This is a genomic window from Pseudomonas sp. P4_B3 (assembly GCF_056402295.1).
Genome location: NZ_JBFUHR010000006.1, coordinates 177149 through 193396, shown reverse-complemented (window position 1 = coordinate 193396; position 16248 = coordinate 177149). Strand labels below are relative to the sequence as shown.

Here is a 16248-nt window from a genome sequence, read left to right as displayed (position 1 = left end):
TTGAAATTGAAATGCCAGTACGATAACTCGCGCGCAATCGCTAGCTCCTGCTTCGAATCAACACCTGTTTTCCTGGCCGCCTTTGGGATGGCCATTTTTTTTGCCCGAGATTTTTGGACGCAGCATTTTCAGTTTTTGCATTTCGTCCTCGGCTTGTCGAAGTTCACAGGTGGAAGCCTCCGCCCACAGGTGCTCCAGCGGTTTAAGGCCAGGCTCAAGTTTTACCTTGAGGCATGCACACATTTTTAATTTCTACTGAAGGCCCACGCATAAGCGTTCTACAAACAGTAAAAGCGACGGACTTCGCCCCCGAAGGCCTGACCACGGTCGGTGAGTTGGGCATCAACAAGTCGTCGCACAACACCATCCCGGGTCTAGTGAACTTCACCGTCGACCTGCGTCATCACCGCGATGAAACCATCGAGGCGATGGAGCAACAGGTCCGTGGGCGGCTGCAGGCGATCGCCGACGCTCGCGGTTTGAAACTGGCGATCACCCCGCACTGGATCAGCCCGGCGACGCCGTTCGACGCGGACTGCGTGGCGGCGGTACAACAGGCCATGGACGCGCTGGGCTACGCTCAGCAGTCGATTGTCAGAGGCGCCGGACATGACGCGATCCACCTGGCGCGGTTCTGCCCGACGGCCGTGGTGTTCATCCCGTGCGTGGGCGGTTTTAGCCACAACGAAGCCGAAGACGTACTGCCCGAGGATGTGCGCCAGGGCACTGATGTGTTGCTCAACGCCGTGTTGGCCCGCGCCGGAAGCACTGAATAAACACGATCCCTGTGGGAGCGAGCTTGCTCGCGATAGCGGTGGATCAGTCGCCATCAATGTTGAATGTGCTGGCCTCATCGCGAGCAAGCTCGCTCCCACAGTGGGATGCGGTTGGTTTCAAGACCTACGTTCGCTGACAGGAATTTATCCCATGCGCAGTTTTTTCCACCCCGAACAATTGCTCCACCATCCACGCAGTTACTACTCCCGTGGCCAGATGCGTACGCCGCAGGAAGTGCCGGAGCGTGCGCAGCGCCTGGTGCAGGCGTCTCATGCGTTGGGTTTTACCGTTGAGCAACCGGCCGATGCCGGGCTCGCTCTGCTGCTGACGGTGCACGGCGCACCGTACCTGGCGTTCTTGCAGGAAGCCCATCAGCGCTGGAAAGAGATTCCCGAAGATTGGGGTGACGAAGTGATGTCGAACATCTTTGTCCGCGAACCCAATGCCCTGCGCGGAATTCTCGCGCAAGCCGCGCGCTATCTGGCCGATGGCAGTTGCCCGGTGGGCGAGCAAACCTGGCGTTCGGCTTACTGGTCGGCGCAAAGCGCCATCGCCGGTGCCCGGGCGTTGCTCGAGGGTGAACCGGCAGCGTATGCCCTGTGCCGTCCACCGGGTCACCACGCCCGGGCCGAAGCGGCGGGTGGTTTCTGTTATATGAACAATGCGGCGGTGGCCGCCCAGGTATTGCGCGCCGGTTTTTCGCGGGTAGCGGTGCTGGATACCGACATGCACCACGGGCAAGGGATTCAGGAGATCTTCTACGAGCGTGATGACGTGCTCTACGTTTCGGTGCACGGCGATCCGACCAACGTCTATCCGGGTGTCGCAGGTTTCGCCGATGAGCGCGGTGTCGGGGCGGGCGAGGGTTTCAACCTCAACCTGCCGATGGCCCATGGCGCCAGCGAGGCCGACTTTCTGGAGCAATTGGATGTAGCACTGAAGGCGGTGACGGACTTTGGCGCCGAGGTGCTGGTGCTGTCCCTGGGCTTCGACATTTTCGAACTGGACCCGCAAAGCAAAGTGGCGGTGACCCGCGAAGGGTTTGCCGTGCTCGGTGAGCGGATTCGCAGCCTTGGGTTGCCGTGCCTGATCGTGCAGGAGGGCGGGTATCACCTGGAGAGTCTGGAGGATAATGCGCGGGCGTTTTTTGTGAGCCCTGAGGTTTGGCAGCTCTGAGATCTTGGGTGTCTGGAAGATTGCTTTCGCGGGCAAGTCGGATCGCCGCACCGCCGCTCCCACAGGTTTCGCGTCGTCCACAAATCTGCGGTTCTACTCGGACACTGTGGGAGCGGGCTTGCCCGCGATGAACGATAACCCGGTCCACCTGACGGAACACAAGCGCCCTACGGCACTTGCCATAGCCCTTACGTTAACGTAAAGATTGCGGCAGGGCGCCGACGTATGAAGGCGCAGGGCGGACGACCCGGAGCGCTTGATGACGCTAATAAAAACAAACTCCCCCAAACTGCATCGCGAAGCCCGGCTGGCCCGGGAAAAACTGCACCTGGAAGGCGAAGTGCCGGATGGCGTCCTGCGTGCGGAAATCGATGCCTCGTGGCGACGCAGCCTGAGCCATGGCGTGCATTTCAATGCCAAGCATGAGCTGGCGCTGGAATCGAGTGCCAGCCTGGACGTGTTGTTGGCCAGCAATCGCTTATTGATCGATGCCGCGTTGCCGGCGATCGATTACCTGGCCGAGCGTCAGGGCAAAGAAGGGCTGATCATCCTGGCCAACTCCGACGCCACCATCCTCGCCGTCGAAGGCCGCGCCGACCGTCTCAAGGGCAGCGGCCTGCAGGACATCACCCTGGGCGCCTGCTGGAGCGAAGCGGTCCGCGGCACCAACGCCCTCGGCACGGCACTGGTGGAAGCCCGGCCGACCCTGATCGATTGCGGCGAACATTATCTGGATCGCCTCAGTGATTTTTCCTGCACCTCGGTACCGATCCATTGCCCTCAAGGCGACATTCTTGGCGTCCTCGACCTGACCCGCGAAGGCCCGCTCGGCCGTGCCCACGACAGCACTGCGCTGCTGGCCATGGCGGTCAGCCAGATTGAAAGCCGGGTGTTCAACGCCAGTTATCCTGACGAAATCGTCCTGGCCTTCCACAGCCGCAGGCAATACCTGGAATCGCCGTGGCAAGGCCTGCTGGCCGTGAGTCTTGGCGGGCAGATCCTGGCGGTCAGCGCCCAGGCCTGCCAGTTGCTCAACGCCGAGCGCTCGGCCCTGGTCGGGCGACGCTGCGAGGAGTTTCTCGGAGTCGACGGCCTGCAGTTGTTGGYGCGTCTGCACCAGGGCGGGGCCGGCAGCCTGCAAACCGCCAAGGGTGAATTCTTCTACAAAACCCTGCGTGCGCCGCAACGCTCGATCAACGTCAGCAGCCCGCCGCGCACTGTCGCGAAACCGGCCAAGGCGCAACCGGATCTGGAAGCGCTCGCCGGCAGCAATACGCGCTACGCCCGTGCCTTGCGCATGGCCCGCCAGGGGCTGGCCAATGAACTGCCGGTTTTGTTGTTGGGCGAAACCGGCACCGGTAAAGAGGTTATCGCCCGCGCCCTGCACATGGCCGGAGCGCGCTGCGACAAACCCTTCGTGGCAGTGAACTGCGCGGCCATTCCCGAAGGCCTGATCGAGTCCGAACTGTTCGGCTATCGCGAAGGCGCGTTCACCGGTTCACGCCGGGGCGGCATGGTCGGGCGCTTGCAGCAGGCCCATGGCGGCACCTTGTTCCTCGATGAAATCGGCGACATGCCCCTGGCCTTGCAGGCCCGACTGTTGCGGGTATTGCAGGATCGCAAGGTCGCGCCCCTGGGCGCTGGGGAAGAGCAGGACATCGACGTCGCGCTGATCTGCGCCACCCATCGCGACCTCAAGCGTCTGGTGGAAGAAAAACACTTTCGCGAGGACCTGTTCTACCGGGTCAACGGCATCAGCGTGATGCTCCCGGCCCTGCGCGAGCGCGAAGATTTCGCCGCGCTGGTCAACCGCATGCTGACGACACTGGGCGCCCCCAACGCTGTCCTGCACGACGATCTGAATCGCTTGCTCGGCGGTTATCACTGGCCGGGCAACATCCGCCAACTGGAGATGGTCCTGCGCACCGCGCTGGCCATGCGCGAGCCGGATGAAACCGTGCTGACCCTCGATCACTTGCCCGACAGCATGCTCGACGAGCTGACCGCCAGCGAACGGCCCCAGGCCGGCAGCATCCGGGAAAACGAGCTGGAGCTGATCCGTCAGTCCCTGGACACGCACCAGGGCAACGTCTCGGCCGCCGCCGACGCCCTGGGCATCAGCCGCGCGACCCTTTATCGCAAGCTCAAACAGTTGCGTTCGTGATGCAGCGCCTGATCGTTCGGCTGATCGACAGCCAGAACCCCGAGGCGCTGCAAGCGTCGCTGCGCTGGCTGTACAGCTTTGTGCGGCCCCATCGCCTGGCGATTGCCGGGCTGTTGGGCCTGTCGGTCTGCGCCTCGGCGCTGGTGCTGGTGCAGCCGTGGCTGACCAAACTGCTGATCGACGATGGCCTGTTGGCGCGCAACTTCCCGATGCTGGTGTTGATTGCCGGGCTGATGATCGTCGCCGGGTTGCTGGGCACGGCGCTGTCGGGCATCAACCGCTACCTGCACACGCGCCTGTCCGGGCGCATGCTGTTTGCCCTGCGCGATGACCTTTACCGGCATTTGCAAACCCTGTCGCCGAGCTTCTACGGCCAGCGGCGCATCGGCGACCTGATGTCGCGCCTCGATGGCGATGTCGCGGAAATCCAGCGGTTTGCCGTGGATTCGCTGTTCTCGGCCGTGTCCAGTGTGATCGGCCTGGTGGTTGCCATCGCGATGCTGTTGACGCTGTCCTGGAAACTCTCGCTGCTGGCGGTGGTGCTGATTCCCCTCGATGTCCTCTGGCTGCGCTGGATGCGGCGCAAGGTCGAGCGCGATGTGCGGCAGTTGCGCGAGCGTTCGGCGGACATGTCGTCGTTCATGGTCGAGACGCTGCCGGTGATGAAGTTCATCCAGTCCGCCGGCCAGCAACAGCGCGAAGCGCGGCGCCTCGAGACGCTGGGGCAGGGCTACATGAGCCAGTTGTTGCGCCTGCAAGTCACCGAATTTTTCACCCAGGCCGTGCCCGGTACCCTGACCTCGCTGTCCCGGGCCTGCGCATTTTTGATCGGCGGTTACTGGGTGGTGCAGGGCACCTGGCAGCTCGGCGCCCTGATTGCGTTTTCCACCTACCTGGGCATGGCCGTGGGGCCGGTGCAAAGCCTGCTCGGGCTCTACGTTGCCATTCAGCGGATGACCGTCAGCCTCGGCCGGGTCATGGAGTTGCGCGGCGAACAACCGACCGTGTCGACGCCCGTCACGCCACGCCCGATGCCGAGTTCCGGTGACCTCTGGTTCGACAATGTGCACTTTGCCCATCCCGGCCGCCAATCGACCCTGCGCGGCATCGAAGCGCGGATTCCCTACGGTTTGAAAGTGGCCCTCAGCGGCGGCTCGGGCGTGGGTAAATCCACCCTGATCGACCTGCTGCAACGTCACCACGATCCGCAGTCGGGTCGGGTCCTGCTGGGTGACGTCGATGTGCGCGAACTGGATCTGTTCCAGTTGCGCCGGCGCATTGCGGTGGTCAGCCAGGACATCGTGCTGTTTCGCGGCAGCCTCGCCGACAACCTGGCCTACGCGGTGCCGGACGCCAGCCGCGAGGCGATTGCCGACGTGGCGCGACTGGCGCAACTCGACAGCCTGATCGAGTCCTTGCCCGAAGGCCTCGATAGCCCCTTGGGCGAGCGGGGCCAGCAGTTGTCCGGCGGGCAGAAGCAACGCATCGCGATTGCCCGGGCGCTGTTGCAGGACCCTTTGATTCTGGTGCTCGATGAAGCCACGTCCGCTGTGGATGAAGCCACCGAGCGCGAAGTCATCGACGCCATCGACCGCTTGTTTGCCGGGCGCACGCGGATCCTGATCAGCCATCGCCCATCAACCCTGGCCGATGCCGATCTGCGTTTCGAATTGCTCGACGGCGTGCTGACCTCGAAAACGGTGCTGCATGAAACCTGAGTTGCGCATTGGTGTGGTGGACAGCGGCCACTCGGCAGCACAACGGGTGCGAGTGATCGCCGGTCGGCGCTTTGCATTGCTTGAAGACGGCCTGGCCGAGGGCGACTTGCGCGACGATCCGCTGGGGCATGGCAGTGCGGTGATCGAGGCGATCGGCCGGCGTGCCCCCTCGGCGCTGTTTTGCGTGGCGCAGGTGTTCGACCAGCGCGGTGTCACCAGCGCCTTGCAGATCGCCACGGCGATTGACTGGCTGCTGGCGCAGGACGTGCGACTGATCAATCTGAGCCTTGGCCTTCGCCAGGATCGCAGCCTGTTGCGCGCAGCCTGTGCGGCAGCGGTGGCACGGGGCGTGCTGCTGTGTGCGTCGAGTCCCGCCCAGGGCGAAGGGGTGTTTCCGGCCAACTATCCGCAGGTGTTGCGGGTGACCGGTGATGCGCGCTGCGCCGAGCAGGAATGGTCGTGGCTCAACAGTGCCCAGGCGGATTTCGCTGCATGTGTGCAGGGCACCTATCCGGGGCAATCCGGGGCGAGTCTCGGTTGTGCTGCGTTGAGCGGGCACATCGCCGGGTTCCTCGCCGAACAGCCTGACGCCAGCAATCAGCAAGTCGTCGAGTGGTTGCGCGAGCATGCCCGTTACCGTGGTCCTGAACGGCGAATCGGGCCATGACGGACATCGTCATTCTGGGTGCCGGGCCGGCGGGGGCCGCGGTCGCGCTGGGGCTGCGGCGGTTGGGTCATGGCGTCACGCTGATCAGCGAATGGCGCCGGTTTGCGGCGCTCGAAGGTGTGTCCGTGCGGGTGCTAGAAGCCTTGCGCAGCGCCGGTCTGCATCAAGCACTGGCGGATGCGGCGTTGCCGTCCCAGCGCCAGGTCTCGTGGAATGGCCAGCAGCATGCGCAGAACATCGAATACTTGCTCGACCGTCCGGTGTTTGACCGAGGCCTGCGCGAAGATTTGCGCCTCGCGGGGGTTGAGCTGATCGAAGGCCGGGTGCTGACGGTTCAGTCATCGACCAATGGCCATCGAATCGAAATCGACGGCCGCGAACCGCTGCTCACTCCGTTTCTCGTCGAGGCCCGCGGACGTCAGGCCCCCGCTATCGGCAAAGGCTTGCGTGGACCCGAGACGGTCAGCTTGCTCAATCGCTGGCAAGGCTCGCCGGGCAGCACCGCCAGTGCCGTGGAAAGCCTTGAGGATGGCTGGGCGTGGATGGCGCGACGCACCGACGGTCAGTGCTACTGGCAATGGACGGTGGACGTGGCCAGCGCCGGGTTGCCGGGCAAGGCCATGTTGCTCGATTACTGCCGGCAGCGGCGCCTGGGTTCGAAGCTGGCCGCCGCATTTTTTGTCGGCGAAGCGGAGTGTGATCTACAACTGCACGCCCGCAGCAGCACGGCGATTCTGAGCCCGCAGGTGTGTGGCGAAAACTGGATTCGGGTCGGCGATGCGGCAATGGCCGTCGACCCGCTGTCGGGCAACGGGATCTTTCAGTCGTTGTCCTCGGCGTTGCAGGCGCCGGCGGTGATCAACACGCTGCTGTGCAAACCCGAACGAGCGGCTTTGGCCCAGCGTTTCCATCAGCAGCGGGTGGAGCAGTTGTTTTTGCGTTTTGCGCGAATCGGCCGGGATTTTTATGCCGATGAGCAGCGCTGGCCGGATCAGCCGTTCTGGCAGGCACGACGGAGTTGGCCGGACGCCGAGGTGGCCCATGCCGCGGTGGATTTTGCGGCACTGAAAATCGAACGGGCGCCGGTGTTGCGTGAAGGTTTTGTCGATGAGGCCGAGGTGGTGATCACGTCGGATCAGCCGTTGGGCATCTGGCATGTGCAGGGGATTGAGGTGGCGGCGTTGGTGCGGCGGTTGCGCAGTGAACCGGCAGAGCAGGTGTTGGCTGGGTTAACCACAGAACAGGGAAGGATGGTCAGGAGTTGGTTGTTGGCTCAAGGTTTCAAACCCTGATATTTGAGCTGCCTGGACCGGCCTCTTCGCGGGCAAGCCCGCTCCTACAGTGGTTTTGCGTTGAACACAAATCCCCTGTAGGAGCGGGCTTGCCCGCGAAGGCGGCCTAAAGGACGCTACGAATCACAACTTGATCAACACCGACTTCAACTCGGTGTAATGCTCGATCGCCGCATACCCCATCTCACGCCCGACCCCGGACATCTTGTAGCCACCGAACGGCAGCGCCGGGTCCAGGGCGCTGTGGCAGTTGACCCACACTGACCCTGACTTGATCCGTGGAATCATCCGGTGCACCGCCGCCAGGTCGTTGGACCAGATACTCGCGCCCAATCCATACGGACTGTCATTGGCCATGCGCAATGCATCGGCCTCATCATCGAACGGAATCGCCACCAGCACCGGCCCGAAGATTTCCTCCTGCACCAGTGAGTGCTTCTGATCGACATCGACGATCACCGTCGGCTTGACGAAGAACCCCGGGCCGAACTGCTCACCGCCGCAGGCAATGGTCGCACCGCTCTCGCGGCCTTTTTCGATGTACCCGTAGACGCGCTCCTGCTGGCGCGCCGAGATCAACGGCCCCATGTCGACGCTCGGGTCCAGGCCATTGCCGAGTTTCATGGCGTTGGCGATGTCGCTGATGTCCGCCACCACATTGTCGAAATGCTTGCGCTGCACATACAGCCTGGAACCGGCGCAGCAGACCTGGCCCTGATTGAAGAAAATCGCGCTGGCAGCCCCGGCCGCAGCGGTTTTCAGGTCGGCGTCGGCCATGACGATGGTCGGCGATTTACCGCCCAGTTCCAGGGTGACCCGGGTCATGGAATCCATGGCGATCTTGCCGATCTGCTTGCCCACGGCGGTGGAACCGGTGAAGGTCAGCTTGTCCACCAGCGGGTTGTGAGTCAGGGCCGAACCGGCCGTGATGCCGGTGCCGGTGACCACATTGAACACGCCTTCGGGATACCCGGCTTCCAGCACCAGCTCGGCGAGTTTCAGTGCGGTCAGCGGGGTTTCGTCGGCGGGTTTGAGCACCACGGTACAACCGGTGGCCAGGGCTGGGCCGAGTTTCCAGCAGGCCAGCAGCAGCGGGAAGTTCCAGGCAACGATGGCGCCGACCACGCCCACCGCTTCGCGACGTATGAAGCTGTGGAACTGGTCGTTGGGCATCAGCGGTGCCGACACGTCAACCGTGGAGCCTTCGATCTTGGTCGCCCAACCGGCCATGTAGCGCAGGAAGTCGATGGCCAGTTGCACGTCCATCACCTGGGCCACCGCCGCGCTCTTACCATTGTTCAGGCATTCCAGTTGCGCCAGCAGCTCGGCGTCGCGCTGCATCAGGTCGGCGAGTTTCCACAACAGGTTCTGCCGCTCCCGGGGACGGGTGCGGGCCCAGGCTGAATCGTCGAACGCCTGGCGGGCGGCGAGAACGGCGCGGTCGACATCTTCCGGCGTTGCCCGTGGCACCACGCACAGCACCTCACCGGTGGCCGGGTTGTGCAGGGGCATGGTCTGGCCGTCGGCGGCCTCGACCCAGTCACCGCCGATCAGCATGCGCGGGGCGCGTTGGATAAACGCCGAAGTGGCGGGAAGCAGGTTTGGGAGCGACATGTTGAAACCTCGTCTTGTTCGTGTGGCGAGGTCTTTCGCAACGGTTGTGCCAGTTTGCCAAAAGCGCCGTGTTAGCAGGCTTTGGCGGAAAAAGCAGCTCTTGAACGAGCGCAGGACTGTCGCAAACTGAGACGTCGCTGACACACTCGTAGCGTCCTGTAGGAGCTGGCTTGCCAGCGATGGACTCGAATGCGCCGCGTTGAACCAGTCATCACGCGTTATCGTTAACGACCATCGCTGCGATGCGGCGACCCGACAAGCCAGCTCCTACAAAAGCCGGGTGAATTGATAGAAGGTCATCCGCCCGCCGCACGCTCACCTATGCTCGTCTCAGAGTGCAACAGTTGTCGCGAAATTGAACGTGTTGCCGCGATGGCATGACTGGAAAAACTCCCGCCGATTCCGGCAAATCATTGATTCATTGAGGTATTCGCAAGCTGGCACGCTCCGTGTATTGCTCATCTCAGACGTTTCTCTTGCCTCCGTCAGCGGATCAAAGCCGGCGGCAGAAACCATAAAAACGATAAGCCACAAAAATAAGAACGCACCGTGCGAGGTTCGACGTTGATGAAGAGAAAACTCCGATCAGGCATGAGCGCCAGCCTGCTGGCCGTAGCCGCTTGTGTAGCGCTGCATTCGCCTCATAGCCTGGCAGCCCGCGACGCCCAGACCATCCTCAAGGAAACCTGTCAGGGCTGTCACACCCCCGAAGCCGATAACGCCCTCAGCCGCATCAGCCACCAGCGCAAAACGCCGGAAGGCTGGTTGATGAGCATCGCCCGCATGCAGACCATGCACGGCTTGCAGATCAGCGATGACGACCGCCGGACGCTGGTCAAGTACCTGGCCGACACCCAGGGCCTGGCGCCGAGCGAGACCGACGGCGTGCGCTATGCGCTGGAGCGTCGGCTCAACACCGTCGAACACTTCGACGACCAGACCAGCCAGATGTGCGGCCGCTGCCACTCCGGTGCGCGGGTGGCCCTGCAACGGCGTCCGGCGCAGGAGTGGGAACGCCTGGTGAACTTCCACCTCGGTCAGTGGCCGTCCCTGGAGTATCAGGCGCTGGCCCGGGACCGCGACTGGTTCGACATCGCCCGCAAGGACATGGTGCCGCTGCTGGCCAAGCGTTATCCGCTGGACAATCCGGCCTGGAAAAAATGGCAGAGCGTGACGCCGAAAGCCGATGCGCTGGTGGGCGACTGGAGCTTCAGCGGTCACTTGCCGGGCAAGGGTGAACTGGCCGGTGTCATGACCGTGAGTGCCGATGGCAGCGACACCTTCAAGGTCAGCGTCAAGGGCCAGTACGCCGACGGCAGCCCGTTCAATGGCGACGGCAGTGCGATTCTCTACACCGGCTACGAATGGCGCGGCAACGTGACCATCGATGGCGTGACCATGCGCCAGGTGTTCGCCGCCCAGGGCAATGCGATGCAGGGCCGGATGTTTGAGGCCGAGCACGACGAGCGTGGCCTGGACTTCGTCGCCGCCAAACAGGGTTCCCAGCGTTTGCTGGCGGTGCAACCGGGCTACCTGAAGGCCGGCAGTGAAACCGAAGTGACCCTGATCGGCAGTGGCCTGGCCGGTAAGCCGAACTTTGGCAAAGGCGTGGAAGTGCTCGAAGTGGTCTCGCATAGCCCGCAGCAGATCAAAGTCAAACTCAAGGCCGCCGCCAATGCCCAACCGGGTGCACGCGCGGTCAGCGTCGGCACGCTGAAAGGCCCGAGCCTGTCGGTGTACAGCAAGATCGCTTCGGTCAAAGTGGTGCCGGAATTTTCGGTGGCGCGGATCGGCGAGGGCGGCGGTTCGACGCCAAAGGTCCAGGGCCGTTTCGACGCGGAAGCCTGGGGCAAGGGCGCTGACGGCAAGCCGTATCGCATCGGCGTGTTCCCGGCGCAATGGAAAGTCGAAGCCTTCGACGACCGCGCCAAGGAAGACGAAGACGTCAAGTTCGCCGGCACCATGCAGGCCGACGCGGGCGTGTTCACCCCGGGCGATGCCGGACCGAACCCGGCACGCAAGATGTCCACCAACAATGCCGGCAACCTCAAGGTGATCGCCGCCGTCGACGACGCTGGGAAATCCCTGACCGGCGAAGGCCACATGATCGTGACCGTGCAACGCTGGAACAATCCACCCATTCCGTGATGTTGAAACGTGAGCTTGGCTGAAAACGTTTTCAGACACTTTTCGGAATGACCGCAAGCCCCGCAGACCGGGGCTTGCACAGGAGGTTGGCAATGGGCGCTATCTTGAATCTGGTCGAACGCAACCTGCACGAAGTGCAGGTCGATGCCGACCGCATGCTGTTTCACATCCCCAGCAGTTCGCTGTTCGCCAGCGATGAACTGACGGGCACCATCATCGATACCCTGCGCGGCCCTGGCTGCTCCTCGGACGACCTGATCCAGCGCCTGGCCGCGCGTTTCAACGGCGAGGAAATCACCGAGACCCTGCGCGAGCTGATGGCCCTGGAACTGGTCAGCGACGGTTCGCCGCTGACCCCGGACATCGCCACCAAGCGCGTCGAGCGCACGGCGATCAATACCGTGGTACTCAACGTCAACACCGGCTGCAACCTGAGCTGTACCTATTGCTACAAGGAAGACCTCGACAAGCCCTCGGCCGGCAAGAAGATGGACGTCGAGACGGCGATTGCCTCGGTGGAAATGCTGCTGCGCGAATCCCCGGACGAAGAGCGTTTCACCGTGGTGTTCTTCGGCGGCGAACCGCTGAGCAACCGCAAGCTGATCGAGTACATGGTCGACTATTGCGAGAAGCGTTTTCGCGAGGCCGGCAAGTTCGTCGAGTTCGTGATGACCACCAACGCCACGCTGCTCACCGAAGAAACCGTGGACTACCTCAATGCCCACCGCTTTGGTTTGTCAGTGAGCATCGACGGGCCGAAAACCGTGCACGACCGCAACCGCATCACCGTGGGCGGGCAGGGCACGTACGACGTGGTGCGGCGCAAGGCCGAGATGTTGCTGTCGCGCTACAACAGTCGCCCGGTGGGCGCGCGGGTGACTCTGACCACCGGCGTGACCGACGTCGAAACCATCTGGGATCACCTGTTCAATGAACTGGGTTTTGCCGAAGTCGGTTTCGCCCCAGTGACCTCCGGCGATATCAGCACGTTCAACCTGACCAGTGACGAGCTGATCGAAGTCTTCGCCAACATGAAGAAGCTCGGTCGGCGTTACCTGGAAGCGGCGCTGGAGCATCGCAACATTGGCTTCTCCAACCTGCACCAGTTGATCACCGACATCCACGAAGGCCACAAAAAAGCCCTACCGTGCGGCGCGGGCCTGAAGATGCTGGCGGTCGATCACAAGGGCGAGCTGAACCTGTGCCACCGCTTTACCGGTTCGAGTCTGCCGACCTTCGGCAACGTCCACAGCGGCGTGAAACAGGTGGAGTTGAACGACTTCCTGTCCCAGCGTCTGGATCGCACCAACACCGGTTGCGAGGACTGCCAGATCCGCAACCTGTGCTCCGGAGGCTGCTACCACGAGAGCTACGCCCGCTACGGCGACCCGACGCATCCGACCTATCACTACTGCGAACTGATGCGTGACTGGGTCGACTTCGGCATCGAGGTCTACACCCGGATCATGGCCAATAACCCTGCGTTCATCAGCAGCTACATCACTCCGCGCAAGGCTCACTGATATGAAACATCTCAAGGCAATCAATAACAAAGCGTTGAAGCTGGATCAGGCCGCGGATGAAAACCGCATTGAAGAAGTGGTGGCCATGAGTTCCGTGGCGGGCTGTGCCTCGACCACCGACCCGGGCTGGGAAATCGATGCGTTTGGCGGTGTGTCGTCGCTGTGCCAGCCGATGGAGGCCGACCTCTACGGTTGCTCCGACCCTTGCTGGTGGCCGGCCCAGGTGCCCGACATGATGAGCACCTACCCGGACTGGAACAAGGATGCCCAGGCGTCCAACGACAACTGGCGCAACCTCGGCACTGTCTTCCCCAAAGACAAGTGATCACAGAAGAAGGATTCCAGCATGCACAACATCAAAGCCTGCGGCCTGGCCGCGTTCGCCGTCCTGAGCAGCTGTTCGGTCAGTGTTCTGGCCGATGAAAACACTGCGTTGCAAGCCGGTCACGAATACATGTTGACCACCAATTACCCCAACAACCTGCACGTGATCGACCTGGCCACCGACACCCTGTTCAAGACCTGCAAGATGCCCGATGCCTTCGGCCCCGGCACCGTGCAACTGTCGCCGGACCGCAAGACCGCCTACGTGCTGAACAATCACTATGCGGATGTCTACGGTGTCGAACTGGACAGCTGCAAGCAGGTGTTCCACGCCAGCATCACCCAGAAACCGGGGGAGAAAGCGAAGTCGATGTTCGCCTTCACCCTCAGCCACGACGGCAAGGAGCTGTACACCGTCGCCAACCCGACGCTGATGATGAATGATCGCTACGAAGTGCAGCAGCCACGGCTCGACGTGTACAAGACCGATGCCGGTATGGACGCCAAGCCGGTGCGCAGTTTCCCGGCACCGCGGCAACTGACCATCATGCAGAGTGGCAACGATGGCACCTTGTATGTGGCGGGGGCAGATGTCTACAAGGTCAATGTGCAAACCGGCAAGTTCGACGTGCTGATCCCCAGCCGTCACTGGAAACGCCCGAACTACAGCGCGCCAGACGTGCTCTACGTGTGGAACCAGCAGACGTATCGGCATGACTTCTCGCTGCTGTACACCGCGGCGAAGTTCAAGGACAAGAAACAGGACCCGGCCACCGCCGAATACCTGTACGGCCTGTTCAGCGTCGACCTGAAGACCGGCAAGACCGAAACCACCGACTTCGGGCCCTTGACCGAAATCTACTTCAGCGGCATGCGCTCGCCCAAAGACCCGAACCTGATGTTTGGCGTGCTCAACCGCTTGGCCAAGTACGACATCAAACAGAAGAAAATGCTCCAGTCCGCCACACTGGATCATTCCTACTACTGCATTTCCTTCAACAAGGACGGCAGCAAGATTTACCTGGCGGGGACGTTCAACGACGTGGCGATCTTCGATGCCGACAGCCTGAAGCAGACGGGCAGCATCAAGTTGCCGGGCGGGGACATGGCAATTACCACGGCGCAGATATTTGTCCGGTAATTGCGGCGCCTGACCTGACGCCTTCGCCGGCAAGCCGGCTCCTACAGGTTTTCGTGAACACCACAAATCCACTGTAGGAGCGGGCTTGCCCGCGAAGAGGCCCTCAAGAACAGCACAAAATCAAACCCCCGGCACCGGACACCCCAAATCCCCCTCCTGACACTTCAGGTAAGTCTTGAACGTCTCCACCCGCGCCTTGGTCAATTCCGTCACGCAATTGCTGTAGATCAGCGGATACACACTCCCGCCTTCCACCCCGGACGCCGAGAACTTGCACTCGGCATCGCGAAACGCAATCCACGACCGCTGCGCACCCACCAACTGCTTCTTGCTGTCCGGGTTGCTCTTGAGTCGCGAAGTGATCTGCTGGTACAGCGCATTCAACTCCTTGTCCGCCGCCGCATGCTGCTGCGCCGCGCACTGGTTCATCGTGGCCTGGTCGGTGGCGTTGTCGCAGTTCACGGCAGCATGGGCCAGGGAGGTGAACAACAAAGGCGTCAGTGCCAGGAGAAAGCGTGCGTGCATGGCAGAACCTCGCTGTGACAGGGGAAGTTTGGGGGGCAGTGTAGCGCTGTGGGACGTTCAGCCATCTACGCCTGCCATTGCGGGTACTTTTTTACCGACTCATATTCAAGCCAAGGCTGCTCATGGGATGTCCAGATATGCACCTGTGGCGTCATCTGCGGATCGGTATCCAGTGTCGCCACACGAACAATCACGTGCGGCTGGGCCAGCCGTTCGGCTATCAGGTGTGAACCGCAGGCCGAACAGAAATACCGAAACTTGCCCGGTGACGATTCGTAGCGGCTCAGGCGATCCTGGCCTTTGGTCCAGCGAAAATGCTCGCGCATGACCCCGGCGGTCGATGCAAAAGCGGCTGCGTGTGCCTTGCGGCAGGTTTGGCAATGACAGTGGCTGATGGGCATGTCGAGGCTGTCGAGCTGGTATTCGATGGCTTTGCACAGGCAACTGCCGCGCAATTTTTTCATGGCGCTATCCTTTTCGATGCTGTTTCGAGGGAGAACGTTAGCAGTTTCGACCCTCTGGCTTTGTGATTGCCCCAGAACTATCCGCACAAATGCAATCGAATGTCTCGGGCATGGTTGATTGCACATCCCGATTGGTACAACTTTAGGGGTGGTCGTGTGGTCTTACTGACTACTGTTCCAGTACAGGAGGTGACTTATGAACCCAGCATCTGATCGCATCGAAAGGAAAATCCTGCTCAAGGCCAAGCGTTCACAGGTCTGGCGCGTGCTGGCCAATGCCGAAATGTTCGGACAGTGGTTTGGCGTGGCGCTGGAGGGCAAGCGTTTTGTGGCAGGCGAGTGGACCCAGGGGCAGGTTACCTACCCCGGTTATGAGCATTTGCGCTGGAACGTACTGGTGGAGCGAGTCGAGCCGGAACGGCTGTTTTCGTTTCGCTGGCACCCTTATGCCGTGAAACCGGAAGTCGATTACTCCCAGGAGCCCACCACACTGGTGAAATTCGAGCTCGAAGACATGGACAACGGCACATTGCTCAAAGTCTCCGAGTCCGGTTTCGATCACATTCCCCAGGCCCGTCGCGAAAGGGCTTTCCGCATGGACAGTCGTGGCTGGGAAGAGCAAATGAACAATATCGAGCAGTTTTTGATCGATAATGCCAAGTCCCACGAGCAACAGAGTGGCGGAAGTCGGCTCGAAACCTGAGGCGTTTAAGGG

The 16248-nt window shown here is 61.9% G+C and carries 13 protein-coding genes and 1 pseudogene; 11 read left to right on the top strand and 3 right to left on the bottom strand.

What is annotated here, in order from left to right:
* Positions 1–293: 293 nt before the first annotated feature.
* From AC1DWG_RS08720 to qhpG, 6 genes and pseudogenes are all read left to right on the top strand, one after another.
* A pseudogene (locus AC1DWG_RS08720) lies at positions 294–776 on the top strand (M20/M25/M40 family metallo-hydrolase); the annotation flags it as partial.
* Between the two features lie 151 nt (positions 777–927).
* Positions 928–1953, top strand: a complete 1026-nt coding sequence (locus AC1DWG_RS08715) for a histone deacetylase family protein (RefSeq protein WP_477787649.1) — start codon at positions 928–930, stop codon at positions 1951–1953.
* A 259-nt stretch (positions 1954–2212) separates the two neighbouring features.
* Positions 2213–4117: a sigma-54-dependent Fis family transcriptional regulator gene (locus AC1DWG_RS08710; protein WP_477787648.1), complete on the top strand. Its 1905-nt coding sequence runs from the start codon at positions 2213–2215 to the stop codon at positions 4115–4117.
* Complete coding sequence (locus AC1DWG_RS08705) at positions 4117–5835, top strand: ABC transporter ATP-binding protein (RefSeq protein ID WP_477787647.1); 1719 nt, start codon at positions 4117–4119, stop codon at positions 5833–5835. The genes AC1DWG_RS08710 and AC1DWG_RS08705 overlap by 1 nt, the downstream gene beginning before the upstream one ends.
* On the top strand, positions 5825–6502 hold the full coding sequence (qhpE, locus tag AC1DWG_RS08700; RefSeq protein WP_477787646.1) for a subtilisin-like serine protease QhpE: 678 nt from the start codon (positions 5825–5827) through the stop codon (positions 6500–6502). The genes AC1DWG_RS08705 and qhpE overlap by 11 nt, the downstream gene beginning before the upstream one ends.
* Positions 6499–7794, top strand: coding sequence for a flavin-dependent monooxygenase QhpG (gene qhpG, locus AC1DWG_RS08695; protein WP_477787645.1), 1296 nt, complete (start codon positions 6499–6501; stop codon positions 7792–7794). Before qhpE ends, qhpG begins: the two co-directional genes overlap by 4 nt.
* Before the next feature lie 123 nt (positions 7795–7917).
* Here qhpG and AC1DWG_RS08690 read toward each other — a convergent pair whose 3' ends face one another.
* Positions 7918–9408 (bottom strand): aldehyde dehydrogenase family protein, encoded by a 1491-nt coding sequence (locus AC1DWG_RS08690; protein WP_477765149.1) that lies wholly within the window; start codon positions 9406–9408, stop codon positions 7918–7920.
* A gap of 567 nt (positions 9409–9975) precedes the next feature.
* Here AC1DWG_RS08690 and peaA point away from each other — a divergent pair.
* The 4 genes from peaA to peaD all read left to right on the top strand — a co-directional run bounded on the left by peaA (position 9976) and on the right by peaD (position 14544).
* Positions 9976–11556: a quinohemoprotein amine dehydrogenase subunit alpha gene (gene peaA, locus AC1DWG_RS08685; protein WP_477787644.1), complete on the top strand. Its 1581-nt coding sequence runs from the start codon at positions 9976–9978 to the stop codon at positions 11554–11556.
* Positions 11557–11648: 92 nt separating this feature from the next.
* Positions 11649–13079, top strand: a complete 1431-nt coding sequence (gene peaB, locus AC1DWG_RS08680; protein WP_477765151.1) for a quinohemoprotein amine dehydrogenase maturation protein — start codon at positions 11649–11651, stop codon at positions 13077–13079.
* Position 13080: 1 nt separating this feature from the next.
* The gene (qhpC, locus tag AC1DWG_RS08675; RefSeq protein ID WP_008016081.1) at positions 13081–13404 is read left to right on the top strand and encodes a quinohemoprotein amine dehydrogenase subunit gamma; all 324 of its coding nucleotides are present in this window, start codon (positions 13081–13083) and stop codon (positions 13402–13404) included.
* 21 nt (positions 13405–13425) lie between these two features.
* Entirely contained in the window at positions 13426–14544 is a 1119-nt protein-coding gene (gene peaD, locus AC1DWG_RS08670; RefSeq protein ID WP_477765152.1) for a quinohemoprotein amine dehydrogenase subunit beta, read from the top strand.
* Positions 14545–14664: 120 nt separating this feature from the next.
* On the opposite strand, the gene AC1DWG_RS08665 is transcribed toward peaD, so the two are convergent.
* A complete protein-coding gene (locus AC1DWG_RS08665) occupies positions 14665–15069 on the bottom strand; it encodes a lysozyme inhibitor LprI family protein (RefSeq protein WP_477765153.1) in 405 nt (134 codons plus the stop codon).
* Between the two features lie 65 nt (positions 15070–15134).
* Positions 15135–15533, bottom strand: coding sequence for a GFA family protein (locus AC1DWG_RS08660; protein WP_477765154.1), 399 nt, complete (start codon positions 15531–15533; stop codon positions 15135–15137).
* A gap of 196 nt (positions 15534–15729) precedes the next feature.
* Here AC1DWG_RS08660 and AC1DWG_RS08655 point away from each other — a divergent pair, with 196 nt between their 5' ends.
* Positions 15730–16236 carry an SRPBCC family protein gene (locus tag AC1DWG_RS08655; RefSeq protein WP_477753895.1) on the top strand — a complete coding sequence of 169 codons (507 nt, stop codon included), beginning with the start codon at positions 15730–15732 and terminating at the stop codon, positions 16234–16236.
* Positions 16237–16248: the final 12 nt, after the last annotated feature.